Here is a 21,439-nt window from a genome sequence, read left to right on the forward strand (position 1 = left end):
CGAGCTCCCATTTTAGTTAAATGCCCTATGAAGAAAAATTCTACCGCGAAAGTAAAACCCCATTTTTGGGCGTCGGTTAAGGCTGTGTTATTTTCGGGTGAAGAATCAAATGCCTGATCCATGCCGATCATCCCCAGCGCTTACACTCGGCCCCCCGCATACCTATTCAATGCCCATCTTGAGACCATCGTCCCCAGCCTTCTGAGGAAGATCTCCGGTCTGGAGTACAGCCGCGAGCGCATAGACACGCCCGATGGTGACTTCCTGAACCTGGATTGGTCTAGGGTCGGAGGGGAGAAGCTCCTGATCCTTTCCCATGGGCTGGAGGGCGATTCCAGACGGCACTACGCGATGGGATTGGCCAAGCTTTTCAACCAACAGGGCGTGGATGTGCTCGTGTGGAACAACCGGACCTGCGGAGGAGAAATGAACCTGAAGCCGATTCTCTACCACCATGGATCCAGCTATGATCTGGACACGGTGATTACCCACGTGCTCAGACAGGGGACGTATCGGGAGATCTTTCTCAGCGGTATCAGCATGGGCGGGGCGCAGACACTCAAATATTTAGGCGAAAAAGGACGCGATCTCCCCGCTCAGATCACCCGTGCAGCGGTCTATTCCACGCCCTGCAACCTCGCCTCAAGCGCCGCCACGCTGAAGATCTCCAGCAACCGATTTTACAAAAACCGTTTTTTGGGGAAGCTGAAAAAGAAGATCGAGGCGAAAGCTGTCCAGTTTCCGGACTTGGTAGATCTGGAGTTGCTGCGCAGGGTAGATGATTTCGATACGTTTGACACGCATTTTACGGCAAAGCTGCACGGCTTCAGGGATGCGGCGGACTTCTATAAGAGCGTAAGTGCGGACAATTGGATGGACCAGATCGCTATTCCCACCCTGATCGTCAATGCCCTCAACGATCCCCTTCTTGGCCCTGCGTGTTTTCCTACCAAACTCGCCGCCTCCAAGTCGAATATTTACCTAGAAATGCCCAAGCGAGGGGGACATACCGGATTCCTGCTTCGTGGGAAAGAATTCACCTTTGGTGAATTTAGGATCTTGGAGTTTTTGAATGGGGCTTGATTGCTTGGGAATTGTTATTTTCCCATTGACAACCCATTTCCTTTATGAGAAAGCTCTCGCTGGCCGTCTTGATCGGCCTCGTCCTAGCCACCTTCTTTTTCATGTGGCTCAATGATTTCGAATCCTTCAGGATCGGCTATCTGATTTTGTTTGTGCTTTTTATGATCGCGGGCTTGGGCCTGTGGGATGCCACGCAAAAGAAGCATGCGATCCTTCGCAATTTCCCCGTCGTGGGTCATTTCAGATACCTGCTGGAGTCCGTCAGTCCTGAGATCCAGCAGTATTTCATCGAATCCAATACCAGCGGGAGGCCTTTCAGCAGAAATCTCCGCGCCCTGGTCTACCGTCGGGCAAAGAACGTAAACGACACCCATCCCTTTGGCACCCAGCGCGACATCCACGCGGAGGACTACGTGGCGCTGCGGCACTCGATCTATGCCAAAACCCCGAAGGAGGAAGACCTGAGAGTGACCGTCGGAGGGCCCGATTGCAGGCAGCCCTATTCCGCATCCATTTTTAACATTTCCGCGATGAGCTTTGGCTCCCTGAGCGGAAATGCAGTGACTGCCCTGAACAAGGGCGCTCAAAAAGGCAATTTTTTCCACAATACCGGCGAGGGAGGCATATCCCCCTACCACCTCCAAGGTGGGGATCTCTGCTGGCAAATTGGCACGGGCTACTTCGGTTGTCGAGATGAGCACGGCTTTTTTGATGGGGAAAAGTTCAGGGAGAAAGCCGCTTGGCCCCAGGTCAAGATGATCGAGATCAAACTCTCCCAAGGCGCCAAACCCGGACACGGTGGTGTGCTGCCAGGGGTGAAAAACACGCCGGAGATCGCGGACATCCGTGGCGTGGTGGCCGGGACGACGATCCTTTCGCCGCCTGCCCACTCGGCTTTCAGGGATCCGCATGAGATGGCTCATTTTGTGAAAAAGCTCCGCGAGCTATCGGAAGGCAAACCGATTGGGTTCAAGCTTTGCATAGGGCGCACGGAAGAGTTTGAGGCGATATGCAAGGCAATGGTAGCCGAGGACATTTTCCCGGACTTCATCACCATCGATGGGGCTGAGGGAGGCACGGGAGCGGCTCCGTTGGAATTTTCCGACAGTGTAGGGCTTCCGCTGGAACCGGCCCTGATCTTTGCCCGCCTGACCTTGGAAAAGTACGGTATCAAGGACAGGATCAAGCTGATCGCTTCGGGCAAAGCCATCAGTGCCTTCGCCATCGTCAAAAATCTGGCTCTCGGTGCCGACCTCTGCAATTCCGCCCGTGGCTTTATGTTCAGCCTAGGATGCATTCAGGCGCTCCGCTGCAACACCAACGCCTGCCCGACTGGGGTGGCCACACAGGATAAACATCTGGAAAAGGGCCTGGTCGTCACTGACAAGTATGAGCGGGTGTACAATTTCCACAAAAACACCGTCCACGCGGTCAAGGAACTGCTGGGCGCCACGGGATACGACCACACCTCACAGCTGACTGTCAGGGACTTGGTGAGAGGGGACGAGATGGTTGACTTTGCCAACCGATTTTTCCCAGACTCAGTGACCCACCATCTGGAGTAGCAGGCTAGTCAAATCGCTTCAATACCATAGCTGCCACCGTTCCGCCAATCGCAAGCGAGCTGGTGGCTGCTGGAGAGGGGGCGTTGAGCACATTGATCGCGTAGGCTGACTCGCGGATGGCAAAGTCGTCCAGCAATCCGCCGCTGCGGTCACAGGCTTGGGCACGCACGCCGGCGCCACCCTCGACGAGGTCTGATTCTTGGATTTCCGGGATCAGCTCCTGTAGGGCCTTGGTAAAGGCTGCTTTGGAAAAGGAGCGGTACATCTCCCCAAAACCGGTTTTCCAGTATTTGGCGGCTACTTTTTGGAAGCCCGGCCAAGCTAGGGACTCCGCCAGCTCGGCGAGGTTGATCTGGCTTTTCTTGTATCCTTCCCTGCGGAAAGCCAGGACCGCATTGGGCCCGGCTTCGACTCCGCCTTTTTTCATGCGGGTAAAATGCACCCCTAGAAACGGGAAGTTGGGATCCGGAACCGGGTAGATGAGGTTTTTGACGAGGTATTCCTTTTCTTTTTTGAGCTTGAAATATTCGCCTCGAAAGGGAATGATCTTGACGTCATCGATGGCCGGGTCGTTCATCTGGGCGACCTTGTCCGAGTAGAGGCCGGCGCAGTTGACGACCAGTCTGGCTTCAAAGGTCTTGTTTGGAGTTTCGATGTAGTTAAGCCCTTCTTTTTGGCTTATTTTCAAAACTTTATGGTTCAGAAAAATCTGTCCTCCGTTTTGGAGGATTTTCCTCCCATAGGCCAGTGCCACTTGGTAGTAGTCCACGATCCCGGTCTGGGGCACGTGGATGGCGGCTACACCCGCGCAGTGCGGCTCGTAGCCTTTGAGCTCCTCCAGGCTGATGTATCGGGTGCCTTCCAAGCCATTGGCTAGGCCACGGTCCAGCAGGGTCTGAAGCAGTGGCTTTTGCTCCTCACGGGTGGCGACCACGACCTTGCCGGTGATCTCGAAGGGGATTTTTTCCTCCTCGCAAAACTGCACGAGCTCGTGGTAGCCGCTGATGCAGTTGGTGGCCTTGAGCGATCCCGGCTTGTAATAAAGGCCGGAATGTATCACGCCCGAGTTGTTTCCCGTCTGGTGTTTGGCCAGCTGGTCCTCCTTTTCCAAAACCGCAATTTTCAGCCCGGGGCGGGACTTCTGGATTTTGAGGCCTGTGGCCAGTCCCACAATCCCACCTCCGACTATCACTAAATCGTATGTCATTTTCTCATTCAATTTGGCCCCAAATATACATGCAGGACAGTCAAAGCAAACCCCATTGCGGGCCAAGAAAAAGCTTCTTGTTTGGAAATATTCACACCAAAAGCCGGGCAAAGCGCCCCGTTTGGATTTAACTTGCGAGCCATTACCCCCATGTGCGTGAACAAAACAATGACTCGCTTCTTTTTAGCTGCTTTCTTTTTCTTTTTTTCCAGCTCCGGCTGGGCCCAGTACACGATCCGCGGGAAGGTATCGGACGCAGAAACAGGTGACCCCATCGCCTTTGCCAACGTGATCCTCCGAGGGACTACCACCGGCATCACGACCGACTTCGAAGGCAACTACCTGATCCAGGCTAGGTCCCTGAGCGACAGTCTGGTGGTGAGCTACCTGGGGTATATCTCCCAGTCCAAGGCCCTGGCCGACCAGCCTGAGCAGGTGCTGAACTTCCAGCTCAGACCTAGCGACTTTGAGCTGGAGGCTTTTGTATTTGAAGCTGGGGAAAATCCGGCTTTCGAGATCATCCGTCGGGCATCCGCTAGGCGAAAGGACTTTGACAAGCGCTCGCTGAACGCCTACGAGACTAAAAACTACACCAAGATCGAGATTGATATTGACAACCTCTCGGAGGAGTTTCGTCAGCGCAAATCCGTCCAGAAAGTGACCTCAGTCTTGGACAGTATCCGCCAGCTGACCAACGACGAGGGGGAGAAGATCCTTCCTGTTTTCTTCTCGGAGACGGTTTCCAAGTTTTACTACCGAAACAATCCCGAGCTGCGCAAGGAGGTGATCGAAAAGACCAAGGTCACCGGGGTTGGGATTACCGATGGCTCGACAACCTCGCAGATCACCGGCTCGGTCTTTCAGGAGTACAACTTTTACAAAAACTGGCTTTCCATCCTAAACAAGGACTTTATCTCCCCAATCTCAGATGGGTGGAAGACCTTCTACGACTATGATCTGCTGGACTCCGTGCTCGTGGGTCAGGACAGCTGCTACAAGCTGCAGGTGTATCCACGTCGGGAGCAGGACTTGGCTTTCACCGGTACGATTTGGATCAAAAAGGACGACTATTCCCTCAAGCAGGTGGATCTGACGATCCCCAAGGCGGCCAACCTGAACTTCGTGGACAGGATCAAAATCCAGCAGGAGCTGGCCCCCAGCTCTGCCGGGCCACTGCTTCCCTCCAAGACCCGGGTGCTGATCAAAATCGCACAGGTGACCGATGACACAGCGGGGCTTTTGGCGAAGTTTTACACCGCGACAGACAGCGTCCTTGTCAACCAGCCCAAGGAGACCAAGTTTTTCAACCAGGCGGTGGAGCTCCAGCCTGACTTTGGGATGGCCGAAGAGGACTTTTGGGTGGCAAACCGTCCCGACCCCCTGAGCACTGAGGAGCTGGCCGTGCTGCAGATGGTGGATACGCTCAAGACGATACCCATCATCCGTTTTTACTCGGAAGGGCTGAAGTTTTTCGCGACGGGGTACAAGCCTATCGGCAAGATCGACATCGGGCCCTGGCCGGGATTTTTCAACTACAACAACATCGAGAATGTGCGTCTCGGCATGGGACTGCGGACCAATTACAAGTTTAGCAAGAAGTGGGAGCTGAAGGGCTACCTGGCCTATGGTTTTGGGGACATGGAGTGGAAATATGCCGCATCCGCCACGCGGATCCTCGACCGAAGCCACTGGACCACCATCCAGGCGTACTCCAACAAGGAAATCGACCAGGTCGGACTGGAGATCGCCAACCTGCAGAGCAACAGCATCTTTTTGGCAGCCAGCAGGTTTGGCACGCTGCGGAGTCCGTACTTCAGCACCAACCACGGGCTGAACGTGCAGCGGGAGTTTTTCAAGGGCTTTCTCGTCAAAGCTGGAATGAACGTGGGTCAATTTGATCCGCTCTACGACTTTTATTACCTGGAAAAAGACACGCGGGAATACCGGTCCAGCTTCGAGACGACCGAGATCCGTGCCGGAATCCGCTACGGACGGGATGAAATCATCCTGATCAACGACAACGAGCGGACCTCGCTGGGATCGATCAAGTGGCCTATTTTCGAGGTCAACTACGCCCAAGGAATCAGTGGCTTGGGCGGGGACTTGGAGTACCAAAAGCTCAGCTTCTACGTCTACCAGCGCATCAACATGGGATTGCTGGGAGTCGGGCGGTACGAGCTGGATGCCGGCAAGATCTTTGGCGAGGTGCCGTATCCCATCCTGAAAAACCACCTGGGCAACGAAACGCTGTTTTATACCACGGCAGCTTTCAACACGATGAACTTTACCGAGTTTACATCCGATCAATATTTCAGTATCCGCTATCGTCAGTCCTTTGAGGGCTTCTTGCTGAATTCCATTCCGCTGATCAAGCGCTTGAAGTGGCGCTTCGTCGGCAATGCGAACGTGCTCTGGGGCTCGGTCAAAGACTACAATGTGGACAATGTGCCGGCTTTTGATCCGGATGGCAATCCCCTGAATACCTTTGGACGACTCGATTTTGGAACACCTTACCTCGAACTGGGCTATGGGATAGAGAATATTTTCAAGTTTCTCCGCGTCGACTTTTTCCACCGGATGACCTATCTGGACAATCCCGGAGCCAAGCCTTTTCATGTGAAGGTGAGCGCGCAGTTTATTCTTTGATCGAAAGTTTTCCGCATTCCCCTGCACTAAATTTTTCCTTTGCTAGTCGGTTTTGCATATTTGCAGCTTAGACCATTTGCCTGTTTGTATGGGCAGAAAAACAACAACACATGTCTGATCAAATCAAAATCACCCTTCCGGATGGCTCCGTGAGGGAGTACGAAAAAGGAACAACCGGGCTACAGATTGCTGCAAGTATCAGCGAGGGTTTGGCGCGGAATGTCCTTGCCGCCAAAGTCAACGGAGAGGTGTGGGACGCTACCCGCGCCATCCATTCCGATGCAAATCTACAACTGCTCACCTGGAACGACGGAGAGGGGAAAAACACCTTCTGGCACTCTTCTGCACACCTGATGGCCGAAGCGCTTGAGGCGCTTTATCCCGGCATCAAGTTTGGCATCGGACCTCCGATCGAGACCGGATTCTACTACGACGTGGACTTCGGCGACCACAAGCTCGAAGGCGAGGAGCTGGAAAAGATCGAGCAGAAGATGATCGAGCTCGCCAAGCAGAAAAACGAATACATCCGCAAAAGCGTGGGCAAATCGGATGCGATAGCCTATTTCCGGGAAAAGGGGGACGAGTACAAGCTGGACCTCTTGGAAGGCCTGGAGGACGGGTCGATCACATTCTACGAGCAGGGAAGCTTTGTCGATCTCTGCCGCGGTCCGCATATCCCAAACACAGGTTTTATAAAAGCGGTCAAGCTGACCAATATCGCCGGTGCCTACTGGAGAGGGGATGAGAAGCGCAAGATGCTGACCCGTATCTACGGGGTGACTTTTCCGAAAGCACAGGAACTGAAAGACTATTTGACCCTGCTCGAAGAGGCGAAAAAACGCGACCACCGCAAGCTGGGCCGCGAGCTGGAGCTTTTTACTTTCTCCGAAAAAGTGGGCATGGGACTGCCGCTGTGGCTGCCTAAGGGCACCTTGCTGCGGGAGCGTCTGGTGAATTTTCTCAAAAAAGCCCAAGACAAATCCGGCTACCAGCAGGTCATCACGCCACATATCGGCCACAAGGCGCTCTACGAAACCTCCGGCCACTACGAGAAGTATGGCAAGGATTCCTTCCAGCCGATTACCACGCCGCATGAGGGCGAGGCCTTCCTGCTGAAGCCGATGAACTGTCCGCACCACTGCGAGATCTATAAGCACAAGCCGAGATCGTACAAGGATCTGCCGATCCGCTATGCGGAGTTTGGCACCGTGTACCGGTACGAGCAGAGCGGCGAGCTGCATGGCCTGACCCGCGTGAGAGGTTTTACCCAGGACGACGCGCACATCTTCTGCCGTCCAGATCAGGTGAAGGAGGAGTTTATCAAGGTGATCGACCTGGTGCTCTATGTGTTTAAGGCACTGGGCTTCCAGGACTATACTGCACAGATCTCCCTGCGCGACCCGGAGAACCCATCCAAATACATCGGTGGCGACGAGGCTTGGAACAAAGCCGAGGCGGCAATCATCGAAGCAGCTGCCGAAAAAGGACTGGATACCGTCACCGAACTCGGAGAGGCGGCCTTCTACGGGCCTAAGCTGGACTTCATGGTGAAGGATGCCTTGGGCAGAAAGTGGCAGCTTGGAACGATCCAGGTGGACTACCAGCTTCCGGACAGATTCCAGCTGGAGTATATTGGCTCAGACAACCAAAAGCACCGTCCGGTGATGATCCACCGCGCGCCTTTTGGTTCGCTGGAGCGTTTTGTCGCCGTCTTGATCGAGCACTGTGCAGGAGATTTTCCGCTATGGCTTTCTCCTGAGCAGATCAATATCCTGCCTATCTCGGAGAAGTACATTGCTTACGCTGAAGAGCTGAAAGCGCTGCTGGACGAGGCGGGTATCGCCGGCAACATCGATAACCGTGATGAGAAGATCGGCCGAAAGATCCGCGATGCCGAGGTCAAAAAGGTGCCTTTCATGCTGATCGTCGGCGAAAAAGAGCAGGAAGAGCAGAAGGTGTCCGTCCGAAAGCATGGCCAGGGAGACCTGGGAAGCTTCGCGATAGCGGACTTTATCCAGTATTTTCAGGGGATTATTTCAGAATCGCTGAGCGGACAGTAATAACGTAATATTTTATTCCGCTTTTTAGAATTGGAAATAATTCCGATATTTGCAGGCAATTTCACAAGAAACAACCAAAGCTAACTTGAGCCAAAGACCACATCAGCACCAAAGAGGAAGACAAGAGGAACCCTATAGGATCAACCATAAGATCCGGGTTCGCGAAGTAAGACTAGTAGGGGATTTCGTAGAAGGGGGCAATGCCGTCCTTCCCATCGAAAAAGCCATCAAACTTGCCCAGGAAAACGAACTGGATCTTGTAGAGATTTCTCCCAACGCCGTGCCTCCTGTATGTAAGATCATCGACTACGCAAAGTTTAAATACGAGCAAAAGAAGAAGCAAAAGGAGATCAAGGCCAATGCGGCCAAGGTTGTGCTAAAAGAAATCAGATTCGGGCCTAATACCGATGATCACGACTTCAACTTCAAACTGAAGCATGCAATCAACTTTCTGAAAGAAGGAGCCAAAGTGAAAGCCTACGTACACTTCGTCGGCCGATCCATTGTCTTCAAGGAAAGGGGAGAGATGCTGCTGTTGAAATTTGCGCAGGAGCTCGAAGACCACGGCACCGTGGAGCAAATGCCAAAGTTGGAAGGAAAGCGGATGAACATCTTTATCGCCCCGAAGGCAAGCAAGAAATAATTTCAACCAACTAAATACAGCAAAATGCCAAAAGTAAAAACCAAATCCAGTGCAAAGAAGCGGTTCGCGTTGACGGGAACCGGCAAAATCAAAAGGAAACACGCTTTCAAAAGCCACATCCTGACGAAAAAATCTACCAAGCGTAAGCACAACCTGACCAAAACCGGTCTGGTACACGTGTCCGATGAAGGTAGAGTAAGAGACATGTTGAAAATCTGATTTTCGACGGAAAGCTTACAAAACAAGGTTAATTAATTCACCAGATGCTCTGGTAAAAAAGATCCCGGTCACACGGGGCACCAAGTGTCAAAAATCAAAAAACTATGCCTAGATCAGTAAACGCGGTAGCGTCAAGAGCAAGAAGAAAAAAAGTGCTAAAGGCCACTAGAGGCTATTTCGGAAGAGGTAGCAACGTATGGACTGTAGCCAAAAACAAGTATGAGAAAGGTCTCCAGTACGCTTACAGAGACCGCAAAGCGAAGAAGAGAGAATTCAGAGCTCTGTGGATTCAGCGTATCAACGCAGGTGCCAGAGAGCACGGCGTATCCTACTCTCAATTGATGGGTCTGTTGAAGAAAGCTGAGATCGAACTGAACCGTAAGGTTTTGGCTGACCTCGCCATGAACCATCCAGAGGCATTCAAAGCTGTAGTTGAAAGAGTGAAATAAGGTCGGCACATCCTTATTTTGCGGAAAGCTTTCCCGACAGGGAGGGCTTTTTTCGTTTAGAAGAGTTTGAAAATGCCGTAGCCAGACACCAGCAGGATGGAGGCGATGCTCAGCCAAAAGACGGTTTGGTACACCTTGCCGGGAGTGAGCTTGAGGGCTTGGTTGCGGAGGAAAAAGACCACTCCTCCATAGACCGTCAGCAAGAGCAGCACGGATCCGACCGCCCCGCCAAACAGCACCATGACGCCGGGCTGCTTCACAAACAGGAACGTCAACACCCAGCATAGCGGCAAACCCAACGCGAGGAAGCGGACGCTTTTTCCCAAGCCCTGCGGAGCGATCCATCCCGCGGCGACGAAAATATCCGGAAACAAGCGCGTCCAATAGGCCAAGGTGGCAAAAACGCTTGAATACAGCGCAAAGAAGGCCCCGACCAGGTAGCCGACCCTAGCCCCAGAGCCGAGGGATTCGGTATAGATACCGGCAAGTGTATTGACCAGATCGGTACCCTCGGGAATACGCTCCCGACCGTGAAGAATCGCCGCTCCCAGCAGATAAAATGCCGCAGTGACCAAGGTGTAGATGCCCATGGCCACGAAGGCGTCCAAGTGCATGACTTTGATCCATCCCTTCGCGCGGGCATGCCATTCCGGGGATTCCTCATAGGGGCCTAGGTATCGCGCGTAGCCTTTCTCCTGGCACCAATAGGTGTAGGCGATGATCTCGTCGCTAGCCACGCCCGTGATTCCAAAGGCCCCAATGGCGACAAAGACCAGCTCAGGAGGCAGTTGGAAGGTGAGGCCTGTCGAGAGCTCAGTCAAGCCAAAGGAATAGGAGGTGAAGAAAATAGCCGCAAAAGAGGCAAGCGTAAACAGTGTAAAACCACAGACCAAGGTCGTGGACACCTTCTCTATCCTGGAATAGTAGTTTTTGATAAAAAAATAGGGGAGGGTCGCACCCAGGATCACGGCACAGAGAGCCACCGGCAACTGCGGAAAGAGGAGGCTGAGTGCGATGGCTGCGCCGCCGAGCATTCCGCCAAGCTGCAGGATCTTGAAGGAAGTCAGGACAAAGGTGCCCCAGACCATCCAATTGGTGTTTCGGATACGCCAGCCCCGAAAGCTATTGAAGTCCTGCATCAACGGCCTACCCGAGATGATGGCGTTCTTGCCAAATTCCAACTGTACGGCCACTTTGATCAGGCAGCTGACCAGGATCACCCAGAAGGTGATGAATCCGGCCTTGGCACCGAGGACGGTCGTGGCGATCAGCTCACCGGAACCGACGATGGATGCCGAGAGGATAAATCCGGGGCCTAGAAATCGGAGTTTGGAAAAAAAAGATTGGGGAGGAGCAAGCGTAGAAACAGGGTCGGTTTTTGGCATTGGGGAATTTAGCCAAAAAGGAGTCAGGAGAAAATGCGGCTTCGATGTCCAGACCTACTAGAAAAGAAAAAAGGCTTCCGTTTCCGAAAGCTCCCGAAAGCGTTCGGGACGAGAGGGAGAATTGAACTCCTGTCCGCCCGAGGCGGATATGAATCCTGCGCTTTAGCCATCTGGGCTGGTCAGCGCTCAAAAGAATACAACATTGCTTTTTACCCATTCCCTGCCTGTTCCTGTTTTCAGGTATTTCTCACGCCGTAACGCGTCCGCTTTTTCCCCAAAAAACTCGACGTGGACGACAGTCCATGGCCTAAATCGTGTGGTAAACCCTTTTGTAGATTTGGAATTGTGGAAATGGAATCTGGTGATCAGATCGGAGGTCATCCCAGTGTAGGTCTTGCCAGAACTGGGAGAGAAAAGGATGTACACGACGAATGAATTCATAGCCGCAAAAAAAAAAGGCTTCCGTTTCCGAAAGCCTTTGTAGCGAGAGGGAGAATTGAACTCCCGACCTCAGGGTTATGAATCCTGCGCTCTAACCATCTGAGCTACCTCGCCATTATGAATCTTGCGCTCTAACCTCCCGATGGCTATCGGGATGAGCTACCTCGCCTTGTGTTTTAAATATATATTCTGGATTGATTTCTGAAATTAATGGTTAACTTAATGCACCATCGAATTTTCAAAAATCAGGCTATTTCCTTGTGAAACCAGCTATTTTCAGCCCCCTGCGAAAGGGAATGCAAATATGAGGTCTTGTGCTCTGAAATGCAAGTTCAGTTTTGAGAAAAAGTGTGAAAAAGTCGCCTTTAAAATAACCCGTCATGGTCAAAAATAAGTTTGTCGCTGATTATCAAATAAATGCTTCGAAGAAAATTGTTTTCCATTATTTAAGTTCTGCCAGCGGATTAGAGGAGTGGTTTGCCGATGAGGTGAGAATCGACGAGGACAAGAATTATATTTTCAATTTTGACAATGAGGACCACCACGCCAGACTGAGTTCGATGAGGTCCAATCTCCATGTGAAGTTTGATTTTTTCGACCCAAAGAGCCCAAACGAGTCGGATCATTCCTTTATCGAGTTTAAACTCGAGGAAAACGAGCTCACCCAATCCCTGTTTTTGAAAGTGATCGACTACTCCAACGACTACGAAGAGGAGGAGCTCCAGGCCATCTGGGACGGGTTGGTCTCGAAGCTAAAAGAAATTATAGGTGGATAAAGTGCCGCCAAATCGCCAACTTTGAACCCTGGCGTGGTAAAATCGTTTTTCTAGCCGGGGAAGTTTGCACGGATGAAAAAACTCGATAAGCTTATTTTGGGGTCTTTTTTAGGGCCTTTTTTATTGACCTTCCTAGTCGTTGACTTTATTCTGCTGATCGTCAACATGCTCAAGTACTTTGACGAGATATTCGGAAAGGGACTGAGTTTTTGGATCTACGCGGAGCTGATCGGATACTTTGTGATCAGTATTTCTCCCATGGCACTGCCGCTGGCTGTGTTGCTCTCCAGCCTGATGACCTTCGGCAATCTGGGAGAGCACTTCGAGCTCACCGCCATCAAAAGCAGCGGCATTTCCCTCATTCGGGCGATGCGTCCGATTGGCATTTTTGCCGTATTGCTGACCATCGCCGCCTACCTGTCCAACAATTACCTAGTACCCAAGGTCAACCTGAAGACCTTTAGCCTGCTCTACGACATCCGGATGAAATCCCCCGCACTGGACATCAAAGAGGGGGTATTCTATGCGGGAATACCGTCCTACAGCATCAAGGTGAACAAAAAGCTGGATGACGTACGACTCAAGGACATCATCATCTACAACCACGCCGAGCAGCAGGGAAACCTCAACGTAACCTTGGCGGACTCGGGTAGGATGGAGACATTTTTCAACGACAGCTACCTGAAGCTGACGCTCTACAACGGGCAAAACTACAAGGAAGCTAGGCTGAGCAGAGGAATTGCCGAACCACCACCGGAGTTTTCCAGGACGAAGTTTGACGAAAACGTCATCGTGTTCAACCTGGATGCTTTCCAGCTCAGCAGAACACCGGAGGACCTCTGGTCTACCAATCGGGCGATCAAAAACATCTCCCAAATCAAGATGGGCCTGGACTCGATCAACACGCTGGTCAATGACCTGAAGTTCCAAAACTACATCACTGCGCAGAGTACCTACACCTTTTTTTCGAAAGAGCGGAAGCTTCTCGCTCCGGAGGAAATCCAGGAAAGAAAAAGGCGTGACGATGAAATCCGCAGGGAAAGGCTTGAAAGGGAGAAAGCCGAAAAGGACTCCCTGAAGGAAATGGAGAAAGGCTTGGATTCTGCCGCGGTACTACAGGGCGACTCGGCTCGCAAGGATATTTCTAGGATCTATGTCACCAGCAGTGCAGACGCTCCCGGGACTGATTCGGTATTTGTCAGGGATTCGTCCAAGCGCGTGGAGCTACTGGACTCTGTGGCTTCCAGCACGCCTGCTGCCCCAGCGGCGGACACGGTGGTCAATCTGCCGCCTACGAAATTCAAAAGGACGGCACCCCTGACTGACGAGGAGCGGGCCCTCATTGACTCGGTAGTCATCCAGCGCGGATATATCTCCAATGCCTACACCATGGCGCTCAACAATTCACGAAACCTGAAGAATTCCTTTGATGTGAAAAAGAACCAGGTGGAAGGTCATGAGCGGGAGTATCGGCGATATGAAATCGCCTGGTACCAGAAATACACGCAGGCGATTGCCTGTTTTGTGATGTTCCTCATTGGTGCGCCTTTGGGTTCGATCATCAAGAAGGGGGGCCTAGGCATGCCGGTTCTGATCTCGATTATCTTCTTCATCCTCTTTTACATGTTGACGATTACGGGGGAGAAGTGGGCCAAAGAAGGCATTACGGACCCGCTGTTTGGGACGGTGTTTTCCAATCTTTGCCTGTTGCCTTTTGGTTTGTTTTTCCTCAGACAGGCCCGCAAAGACGCCCGGCTGTTTGAAGCGGATTTTTATTCGGGACTTTGGAAAAAAGTGTCCGCTTTTTTGCCCAAACGGGCAGCAAAGTCAAGTTGATTGTTTACTTTCCGGAATATTAGCCTTACCTTTGTAGCTGTTTTATAAAATTTAGCTAAACATGTATTTAACATCAGAGAAAAAACAAGAGTTGTTTCAAAATCATGGACGGTTAAAATCTGCTACTGATACAGGATCTCCTGAATCACAGATTGCCCTCTTCACGCACAGAATCCAGCATTTGACCGAGCACTTGAAGTCAAACAAAAAGGATCACTCCTCCCGACTGGGTCTGCTGAAGCTGGTAGGTAAGAGAAGAAGCCTACTTGACTACCTCCATAAGAAAGACATCGAGCGCTACAGAGCGATCATCGCCGAGCTCGGAATCAGAAAATAATCCTTAGGGTAAGGTTCTCCAAGTTGAGAACCTTACTTTTTTCTTTTTTAAGCTAGATGCCTTTATTTTTCAAACCGAAGAAAATTATCTAACAACAATTTATGTTACCAAATTTGATCACAAAGACCATCCAACTACAGGATGGCAGAGAAATCACTATCGAGACCGGAGCACTTGCCAAACAGGCTGATGGATCTGTAGTGGTACGGATGGGAAAAGCCATGCTTTTGGCCACCGTCGTCGCCAAAAAGGACGCGCTTGAAGGCGTGGATTTTTTGCCTTTGTCAGTAGACTACCAAGAGAAATTTGCATCCTCCGGCAAGATCCCGGGAGGGTTTTTGAAAAGAGAGGGAAGGCTCTCCGACTATGAGATTTTGATCAGCCGCATCGTAGACCGTGCGATCCGTCCGATCTTCCCAGACGATTACCATGCCGATACCCAAGTGGCGATCACCTTGATGTCTTCGGACAGCGAAGTGCTGCCAGACAGCTTGGCGGGCTTGGCAGCTTCCGCTGCTTTGTCTGTTTCGGACATTCCTTTTAACGGCCCTATCTCCGAGGTTCGCGTCGCCAAGATCGACGGGACTTTGGTCATCAACCCGACTCCATCCGCGCTGGAGAAGGCCTCCCTCGAGTTTATCGTGGCGGGTTCCCTCGACTACATCCTGATGGTGGAAGGCGAAGCTTCCGAGATCCAGGAAGACGAAATGGTCGAAGCGCTGCAGTTTGCGCACGAGGAGATCAAGCGTCATTGCCAAGCACAGGTCGAACTGACCAAAATGGTCGGCAAAGAAACCAAGAGAGAATACTCTCACGAGAAGTCCGATTTGGCCCTCTACGAAAAGATGAAGGCAGAGCTGTACGACAAGCTTTTTGCTTCAGTGAGCCTCCAAACTCCAAACAAGACCGAACGCTCCGCGGCTATCAAGGCGATCAAAGATGCCTTCGTAGAAAGCCTGGGCGAAGAGCACGAGTTTGAGGCCAGCCTTATCGGCCCATACTTCCATAAGATCCACAAAGAAGCCGCGCGTAACCTGACCCTCGAAACTAAGAAGAGACTGGACGGACGTGAGCTCAATGAAATCAGACCGATCTGGTCAGTGGTGGATTACCTTCCTTCTGCACACGGTTCTGCCGTGTTTACCAGAGGGGAAACCCAATCCGTCACCACCTGTACGCTCGGTACCAAAATGGACGAGCAGATGGTCGACGGAGCGGTGATCTCTGGCTACAACAAGTTCTTCCTGCACTACAACTTCCCAGGATTCTCTACCGGTGAGGTGAAGCCTAACAGAGGCCCAGGTAGGAGAGAGGTTGGTCACGGCAACTTGGCTATGAGAGCTTTGAAAAAAGTACTTCCTGCCGAAGCCGAAAACCCATACACCATCCGTGTCGTTTCCGATATCCTTGAATCAAACGGTTCCTCATCCATGGCTACTGTCTGTGCGGGTTCTTTGGCACTGATGGACGCTGGTATCCCTATCAAAGCTCCAGTCACTGGTATCGCGATGGGAATGATCTCCGATGCCAAAACAGGAAAATACGCGATCCTTTCTGACATCCTTGGGGACGAAGACCACTTGGGTGACATGGACTTCAAAGTGACCGGAACTGAAAAAGGAATCACTGCTTGCCAGATGGACCTCAAAGTAGAAGGTCTTGACTACGCGGTGTTGAAAGAAGCCCTTTATCAGGCAAAAGACGGTCGTCTGCATATCCTGAACGAAATCTCCAAGACGCTGGCTGCGCCTAAGCCAGACCTGAAGCCTCATACCCCACGCTCATTCATGATGTGGATTCCAAAGGAACTGATCGGTGCTGTGATCGGACCTGGAGGCAAAGTGATCCAGGAAATCCAAAAAGACACGGCCACAACGATCGTGATCGAGGAGATCGACAACCAGGGCAAAATCAACGTGTTCTCAGCCAACCAGGCCAACATGGACGCGGCGATCAAGCGAATCAAAGCGATCGTGGCACAGCCGGAAATAGGCGAGACTTATACCGGGAAAGTGAAAAACATCCAGCCATTTGGGGCATTCGTGGAATTTATGCCGGGCAAAGATGGTTTACTTCATATATCGGAGATCAAATGGGAGAGATTGGAAAGCATGGAAGGCGTACTCGAGCCAGGCGAAGAAATCACTGTCAAACTGATCGATGTCGATAAGAAGACCGGCAAATTCAAACTTTCCAGAAAAGTTCTATTGCCCAAGCCGGAAAAACCCGCTCAGAAAGAGCAAGCTTAATCAGACAATTGATTATCTTATTTGCATTAAAAAATTAATTTCTCAAATTCCATCCTGAATGAGGCAGCTAAAAATTAGCAAACAGATTACCAACAGAGAATCCCAATCACTGGATAAGTACTTGCAGGAAATTGGTAAAGTCGACCTGTTGACAGCTGATGAAGAAGTGGTTTTGGCAAAAAGAATCCGTGAGGGCGACCAGCTTGCCCTCGAGAAATTGACCAAGGCAAACCTTCGATTTGTGGTGTCCGTGGCTAAGCAATACCAAAACCAAGGGCTTTCTCTGGGAGATTTGATCAATGAAGGTAATCTCGGTTTGATCAAGGCTGCCCAGCGATTTGACGAGACCCGTGGCTTTAAGTTCATTTCCTACGCCGTATGGTGGATCAGACAGTCCATCCTGCAGGCTTTGGCTGAGCAGTCCAGGATCGTCCGTCTGCCGCTGAACAGAGTGGGGTCCCTCAACAAGATTTCCAAGACCTTCAGCGAGCTGGAGCAGAAGTTTGAGCGCGAGCCGTCTCCCGAGGAGCTGGCCGAAGTGCTCGAAGTGACCGCTTCTGAGGTCGTGGATACCATGAAGATCTCCGGACGTCACGTATCCATGGATGCGCCCTTTGTTCAGGGTGAGGAAAACAGCCTTTTGGACGTGTTGGAAAACGACGGCGACGAAAAGCCGGACGACGGTCTGATGACCGACTCCCTGAGAAAAGAAGTCCAGCGGGCACTTTCTACCCTGACCCAAAGAGAGGCTGACGTGATCACCCTGTACTTTGGACTCAACGGTGAGCATGCCATGACGCTGGAGGAGATCGGGGAGAAGTTTAACCTGACCCGAGAGCGCGTGAGACAAATCAAGGAAAAAGCAATCAGGAGGCTGCGCCATACTTCCAGAAGTAAGACGCTAAAACCCTACCTGGGATAACAAGACTAAAAGGGGGCTCAGGCCCCTTTTTTTATTTGGAGTGCCTCCAAAACTATCCCTCTGAAAAATAGGCGACAATTGGCCGCTTAGGGAATTTTAACTAGGCCGAGTTTTGTTGCCTATCCAAAAATGACAAAATTTAACCGATTTAATACAAGCTATTAATGAATCAGCAAATTGAAAGGGTCAAAGTATTGATCATAGGATCAGGCCCTGCTGGCTATACAGCCGCGATATACGCCTCCAGGGCTGGATTGTCACCCGTATTGTACACCGGCGGCCAGCCAGGCGGACAGCTCACCATCACCAACGACGTGGAAAACTATCCAGGCTACCCTGACGGCGTCATGGGCCCTGAGATGATGGAGGATTTCAAAAAGCAAGCGGAAAAATTTGGTACTGACGTGCGCTACGGCATGGTGACCAAGGTGGACTTTTCCGCCCGTCCCCACGTGGTCACAGTGGACGATCAGGTCACTATCCATGCGGATACGACTATTATTTCCACCGGAGCCTCAGCCAAGTGGCTGGGAATAGAAAGCGAAACCCGCCTGAATGGCAAAGGGGTATCGGCCTGTGCGGTCTGCGATGGGTTCTTTTTCCGCGGACAGGAAGTGGCCATAGTAGGAGCCGGCGACACCGCCTGTGAGGAGGCATCCTATTTGGCAAACATCTGCTCCAAGGTCTACATGATCGTAAGAAGAGACGAGATGCGCGCTTCCCAGATCATGCAAAACCGCGTGATGAACAATCCGAAAATCGAAATCCTTTGGAACTCGGAGACTGACGAAATCCTCGGGGAGGAAGAGGTGAATGGAGTCCGTATTGTCAACAATAAAACCGGGGAAAAACAGGAAATCGCAATTTCTGGCTTCTTTGTTGCTATTGGACATCAGCCCAACACGGAGATTTTCAGGGAGTTTATCCACATGGATCCCTCCGGTTACATCAAGACAATTCCGGGAAGTTCAAAAACCAACGTTGACGGCGTTTTTGCCTGCGGTGATGCTCAGGACAACATCTATAGACAGGCTGTCACTGCAGCGGGTACCGGCTGTATGGCGGCATTGGATGCTGAGCGCTTCTTGGCTGCACACGAGAATCATTAAATCCAGTTGATGAGGAATTTCATTCTGAAGACAATATTGGGAATCCTGCTGAGCATTGGTTTCGTCGAAGCCAATGCTCAGGTTTTTCCCAAGATTGTGAAGAAAAACAGTACGACAAACCCAGCCAATGCCCAGGAGAGAAGAAACATCGAACTGAGGCAATTTGATCAGGAGTCCTATCTCAGGACGCTGACCTTTCAGACTGATTCCCTCATTTTCCAATACGACGTCAATCTCGCCCGCATCCGGTCTATCATCAGTGAAGACCAAAACGTGATGGCTTGGGCCCCCACTAATCAGCTGGTCAAGGTGTCCGAACAGATTCAGATCGACAGTATCTGGGTGACGGCATTCGAATACTATTCCACCTGGGACAGCAAGAAGGTGGACATCTACAATTTTGACATCCGCAATTTCCAGGACAGCCTGCAGCTGCGCCTGTACGACCAGCGCTACGGCATGGACTGGAAGCTGCCGCTGGATGAGTCCAAAAAGACCTCCGTTTTTGGCCCCCGATGGGGTAGAAACCACTATGGGACCGATTTGGATTTGGATACTGGGGACCCGGTATATTCCGCTTTTGACGGCATCGTGCGGGTGCGGTCCTATGACCGATATGGATGGGGCTATTACATTTTGGTGAGGCATAAAAATGGCCTCGAGACTTTGTATGGCCACCTTTCCAAGCAAATAGCCGAGGTAGGGGACGAAGTGAAGGCCGGAGATATCATAGGAAAAGGCGGGAGCACCGGCCGTAGTACCGGTTCCCATCTCCACTATGAGATGCGCTACCGGGGCTTGCCTTTTGATCCGGAGAAAGTCTATGATTTTGACGTCGGAGCGCTGACGATCCAGGATCTGATGATCACCAAGGATCTCTTTTCCCATGTCGCCAAAGCCAGGGCCGCTGCCTACCATCGCGTAAAGCGGGGTGATACGCTAGGCTCTATCGCCAGAAGGTATGGCGTGACCATCAGTCAGATCACCCGACTCAATGGCATCAGCAGCCGCTCCATCTTGAGAGTGGGGCAAAATCTCAGAGTAAAATAAGAACTAGATGAAATTAGATATTTTGGTGTTGGCTGCCCATCCCGACGATGCGGAATTGGGTTGCTCAGGGACTATCGCTGCACACATTGCCAAAGGGCACAAAGTCGGCATCGTGGACTTGACCCAGGGAGAGATGGGCACACGCGGCACGCCGGAGCTTCGACTGGAGGAATCCGATGAAGCCGCGAAAATCCTGAGGCTCTCCGCCCGCGAAAACATGGGCTTCAAAGACATCTATTTCCAGGACGACGAGGCCCATCAAAAAGAGCTTATCCGCATTATCCGCAAGTACCAGCCCGATATCGTTTTGGCCAATGCCGTAGCAGATCGCCATCCCGACCATGGGAAGGGGGCTTCTCTGGCTACCAACGCCTGTTTCATGAGTGGGCTCCGGCGGATCGAGACTTCACTCGACGGAAAGGCGCAAGAGCCCTGGAGACCGAAATTTGTCTACCACTACATCCAAAACAACTACATCAAGCCTGATTTCATCTTCGACATTTCAGAGTTTTGGGACACCAAGGTAGCCAGCATTATGGCCTTCAAGTCGCAGTTTTACGATCCTTCCTCCGAAGAGCCGGCCAGTTTCATTTCCTCTCCGGACTTTTTGCCTTTTATCGAATCGAGAGCCCGGGAATTTGGCCACCGCATCGGGGCCAAATATGGCGAGGGCTTCACGGTGGAGCGCTTTGTGGGAGTCAATGACCTTTTCGACCTGAAATAATCAGGGGGCCAGGCGGTCGATTTTCCAGCTGTGGTCTGGATTCATCTGGTAAGAAATGCGGTCATGGAGCCTGCTCGGCCGTCCCTGCCAAAACTCCATCCGTATCGGCGTCAGCCTATAGCCTCCCCAGTGCGTCGGTCGGGTCAGTGGCTCTGTTGCAAATTTTTCCTCAAATGCCTGCTGACGCGAGGTCAATTCCTCCCGATTGGCAATGATGGTGCTCTGGGGGGAAGCCCAAGCGCCGATCTGGGATCCCAGAGGCCTGGAATGGAAGTAGGCGTCGGATTCCGCGCCGGACACCTTTGACAAATCGCCACTGATCCGGACCTGCCGCTCCAGCTGCGGCCAAAAAAAAGTGAGCGAAGCTCTGGGGCTTGAGGCGATTTCTCGTCCTTTTTCGCTCGCGTAGTTGGTAAAAAAAACAAATCCCTGATCGACCTCTTTCAGCAGTACGATCCGCCCGTTGGGGTAGCCGTCCAGGCCTAGGGTAGAAAGGCACATGGCGTTCACTTCGGGGACTTCGGAATCGATTGCTTCGGCCATCCAGCTCCTAAACTGCTCGATTGGGTTTGTGTTTATATCTTTGATATCCAGTGATTTGGAACTGTAGTCTTTACGAATTTCAGAAAGCTTCATCATCGATTCTCTTGGGTTGAAAATTGCCTGATAAAAGTACCACAGGCATTGGATTTTTAAAATTTAAGCCTATATTTTTCACTCAATAGGAAAGGATATAAG

At 51.6% G+C, this 21,439-nt stretch carries 19 protein-coding genes and 1 tRNA gene; 15 read left to right on the forward strand and 5 right to left on the reverse strand.

Going from position 1 to position 21,439, the window contains the following annotated elements; genetic code table 11:
• Nucleotides 1-120: 120 nt before the first annotated feature.
• Nucleotides 121-1,083, forward strand: coding sequence for a YheT family hydrolase (locus J0A68_RS07655; RefSeq protein ID WP_206577595.1), 963 nt, complete (start codon nt 121-123; stop codon nt 1,081-1,083).
• A gap of 44 nt (nt 1,084-1,127) precedes the next feature.
• The gene (locus J0A68_RS07660; RefSeq protein ID WP_206577596.1) at nt 1,128-2,648 is read left to right on the forward strand and encodes an FMN-binding glutamate synthase family protein; all 1,521 of its coding nucleotides are present in this window, start codon (nt 1,128-1,130) and stop codon (nt 2,646-2,648) included.
• 4 nt (nt 2,649-2,652) lie between these two features.
• Here the strand turns inward: J0A68_RS07660 and lhgD are convergent, their stop codons facing one another.
• Nucleotides 2,653-3,855 (reverse strand): L-2-hydroxyglutarate dehydrogenase, encoded by a 1,203-nt coding sequence (gene lhgD / locus J0A68_RS07665; protein ID WP_206577597.1) that lies wholly within the window; start codon nt 3,853-3,855, stop codon nt 2,653-2,655.
• Nucleotides 3,856-4,023: 168 nt separating this feature from the next.
• Here lhgD and J0A68_RS07670 point away from each other — a divergent pair, with 168 nt between their 5' ends.
• From J0A68_RS07670 to rplT, 5 genes are all read left to right on the forward strand, one after another.
• Nucleotides 4,024-6,501 carry a DUF5686 and carboxypeptidase-like regulatory domain-containing protein gene (locus J0A68_RS07670; RefSeq protein ID WP_206577598.1) on the forward strand — a complete coding sequence of 826 codons (2,478 nt, stop codon included), beginning with the start codon at nt 4,024-4,026 and terminating at the stop codon, nt 6,499-6,501.
• Nucleotides 6,502-6,611: 110 nt separating this feature from the next.
• Nucleotides 6,612-8,561, forward strand: coding sequence for a threonine--tRNA ligase (thrS, locus tag J0A68_RS07675; protein WP_206577599.1), 1,950 nt, complete (start codon nt 6,612-6,614; stop codon nt 8,559-8,561).
• Nucleotides 8,562-8,646: 85 nt separating this feature from the next.
• Nucleotides 8,647-9,204: a translation initiation factor IF-3 gene (gene infC / locus J0A68_RS07680; protein WP_236021392.1), complete on the forward strand. Its 558-nt coding sequence runs from the start codon at nt 8,647-8,649 to the stop codon at nt 9,202-9,204.
• Between the two features lie 24 nt (nt 9,205-9,228).
• Nucleotides 9,229-9,423 (forward strand): 50S ribosomal protein L35, encoded by a 195-nt coding sequence (gene rpmI, locus J0A68_RS07685; RefSeq protein WP_077350130.1) that lies wholly within the window; start codon nt 9,229-9,231, stop codon nt 9,421-9,423.
• A gap of 104 nt (nt 9,424-9,527) precedes the next feature.
• Nucleotides 9,528-9,872, forward strand: coding sequence for a 50S ribosomal protein L20 (rplT, locus tag J0A68_RS07690; RefSeq protein ID WP_026951716.1), 345 nt, complete (start codon nt 9,528-9,530; stop codon nt 9,870-9,872).
• A gap of 56 nt (nt 9,873-9,928) precedes the next feature.
• On the opposite strand, the gene J0A68_RS07695 is transcribed toward rplT, so the two are convergent.
• The 3 genes from J0A68_RS07695 to J0A68_RS07705 form a co-directional block, all read right to left on the reverse strand.
• Nucleotides 9,929-11,257 (reverse strand): Nramp family divalent metal transporter, encoded by a 1,329-nt coding sequence (locus tag J0A68_RS07695; RefSeq protein ID WP_206577600.1) that lies wholly within the window; start codon nt 11,255-11,257, stop codon nt 9,929-9,931.
• Between the two features lie 186 nt (nt 11,258-11,443).
• Nucleotides 11,444-11,698 carry a GIY-YIG nuclease family protein gene (locus J0A68_RS07700; RefSeq protein ID WP_206577601.1) on the reverse strand — a complete coding sequence of 85 codons (255 nt, stop codon included), beginning with the start codon at nt 11,696-11,698 and terminating at the stop codon, nt 11,444-11,446.
• A 40-nt stretch (nt 11,699-11,738) separates the two neighbouring features.
• A tRNA-Met gene (locus J0A68_RS07705) sits at nt 11,739-11,812 on the reverse strand.
• 266 nt (nt 11,813-12,078) lie between these two features.
• Here J0A68_RS07705 and J0A68_RS07710 point away from each other — a divergent pair.
• From J0A68_RS07710 to bshB1, 8 genes are all read left to right on the forward strand, one after another.
• Complete coding sequence (locus J0A68_RS07710) at nt 12,079-12,474, forward strand: START-like domain-containing protein (protein ID WP_206577602.1); 396 nt, start codon at nt 12,079-12,081, stop codon at nt 12,472-12,474.
• A 72-nt stretch (nt 12,475-12,546) separates the two neighbouring features.
• Nucleotides 12,547-14,310, forward strand: a complete 1,764-nt coding sequence (locus J0A68_RS07715; RefSeq protein WP_206577603.1) for an LptF/LptG family permease — start codon at nt 12,547-12,549, stop codon at nt 14,308-14,310.
• 61 nt (nt 14,311-14,371) lie between these two features.
• Nucleotides 14,372-14,647 (forward strand): 30S ribosomal protein S15, encoded by a 276-nt coding sequence (rpsO, locus tag J0A68_RS07720; protein WP_206568761.1) that lies wholly within the window; start codon nt 14,372-14,374, stop codon nt 14,645-14,647.
• 101 nt (nt 14,648-14,748) lie between these two features.
• Entirely contained in the window at nt 14,749-16,896 is a 2,148-nt protein-coding gene (pnp, locus tag J0A68_RS07725; RefSeq protein WP_206577604.1) for a polyribonucleotide nucleotidyltransferase, read from the forward strand.
• Nucleotides 16,897-16,954: 58 nt separating this feature from the next.
• On the forward strand, nt 16,955-17,818 hold the full coding sequence (locus tag J0A68_RS07730; protein ID WP_026951708.1) for a sigma-70 family RNA polymerase sigma factor: 864 nt from the start codon (nt 16,955-16,957) through the stop codon (nt 17,816-17,818).
• Nucleotides 17,819-17,982: 164 nt separating this feature from the next.
• A complete protein-coding gene (trxB, locus tag J0A68_RS07735) occupies nt 17,983-18,927 on the forward strand; it encodes a thioredoxin-disulfide reductase (protein ID WP_206577605.1) in 945 nt (314 codons plus the stop codon).
• A 9-nt stretch (nt 18,928-18,936) separates the two neighbouring features.
• A complete protein-coding gene (locus J0A68_RS07740) occupies nt 18,937-19,977 on the forward strand; it encodes a M23 family metallopeptidase (protein ID WP_206577606.1) in 1,041 nt (346 codons plus the stop codon).
• 7 nt (nt 19,978-19,984) lie between these two features.
• Nucleotides 19,985-20,701: a bacillithiol biosynthesis deacetylase BshB1 gene (gene bshB1, locus J0A68_RS07745; RefSeq protein ID WP_206577607.1), complete on the forward strand. Its 717-nt coding sequence runs from the start codon at nt 19,985-19,987 to the stop codon at nt 20,699-20,701.
• Here bshB1 and pdxH read toward each other — a convergent pair whose 3' ends face one another.
• Nucleotides 20,702-21,337 (reverse strand): pyridoxamine 5'-phosphate oxidase, encoded by a 636-nt coding sequence (gene pdxH, locus J0A68_RS07750; protein WP_206577719.1) that lies wholly within the window; start codon nt 21,335-21,337, stop codon nt 20,702-20,704.
• Between the last annotated feature and the right edge of the window lie 102 nt (nt 21,338-21,439).

It is taken from the genome of Algoriphagus oliviformis, from assembly GCF_017254915.1.
Classification (GTDB): domain Bacteria; phylum Bacteroidota; class Bacteroidia; order Cytophagales; family Cyclobacteriaceae; genus Algoriphagus; species Algoriphagus oliviformis.

Bases quoted from the DNA above. Each gene is read 5' to 3' on its own strand.
- bshB1 (WP_206577607.1), top strand. From the start codon at position 19,985: ATGAAATTAGATATTTTGGTGTTGGCTGCCCATCCCGACGATGCGGAA.
- rplT (WP_026951716.1), top strand. From the start codon at position 9,528: ATGCCTAGATCAGTAAACGCGGTAGCGTCAAGAGCAAGAAGAAAAAAA.
- rpmI (WP_077350130.1), top strand. From the start codon at position 9,229: ATGCCAAAAGTAAAAACCAAATCCAGTGCAAAGAAGCGGTTCGCGTTG.
- thrS (WP_206577599.1), top strand. From the start codon at position 6,612: ATGTCTGATCAAATCAAAATCACCCTTCCGGATGGCTCCGTGAGGGAG.
- pdxH (WP_206577719.1), bottom strand. From the start codon at position 21,337: ATGAAGCTTTCTGAAATTCGTAAAGACTACAGTTCCAAATCACTGGAT.
- lhgD (WP_206577597.1), bottom strand. From the start codon at position 3,855: ATGACATACGATTTAGTGATAGTCGGAGGTGGGATTGTGGGACTGGCC.
- rpsO (WP_206568761.1), top strand. From the start codon at position 14,372: ATGTATTTAACATCAGAGAAAAAACAAGAGTTGTTTCAAAATCATGGA.
- J0A68_RS07660 (WP_206577596.1), top strand. From the start codon at position 1,128: ATGAGAAAGCTCTCGCTGGCCGTCTTGATCGGCCTCGTCCTAGCCACC.
- J0A68_RS07670 (WP_206577598.1), top strand. From the start codon at position 4,024: ATGACTCGCTTCTTTTTAGCTGCTTTCTTTTTCTTTTTTTCCAGCTCC.
- J0A68_RS07740 (WP_206577606.1), top strand. From the start codon at position 18,937: ATGAGGAATTTCATTCTGAAGACAATATTGGGAATCCTGCTGAGCATT.
- J0A68_RS07655 (WP_206577595.1), top strand. From the start codon at position 121: ATGCCGATCATCCCCAGCGCTTACACTCGGCCCCCCGCATACCTATTC.
- J0A68_RS07700 (WP_206577601.1), bottom strand. From the start codon at position 11,698: ATGAATTCATTCGTCGTGTACATCCTTTTCTCTCCCAGTTCTGGCAAG.
- J0A68_RS07695 (WP_206577600.1), bottom strand. From the start codon at position 11,257: ATGCCAAAAACCGACCCTGTTTCTACGCTTGCTCCTCCCCAATCTTTT.
- trxB (WP_206577605.1), top strand. From the start codon at position 17,983: ATGAATCAGCAAATTGAAAGGGTCAAAGTATTGATCATAGGATCAGGC.
- J0A68_RS07715 (WP_206577603.1), top strand. From the start codon at position 12,547: ATGAAAAAACTCGATAAGCTTATTTTGGGGTCTTTTTTAGGGCCTTTT.
- J0A68_RS07710 (WP_206577602.1), top strand. From the start codon at position 12,079: ATGGTCAAAAATAAGTTTGTCGCTGATTATCAAATAAATGCTTCGAAG.
- pnp (WP_206577604.1), top strand. From the start codon at position 14,749: ATGTTACCAAATTTGATCACAAAGACCATCCAACTACAGGATGGCAGA.
- J0A68_RS07730 (WP_026951708.1), top strand. From the start codon at position 16,955: ATGAGGCAGCTAAAAATTAGCAAACAGATTACCAACAGAGAATCCCAA.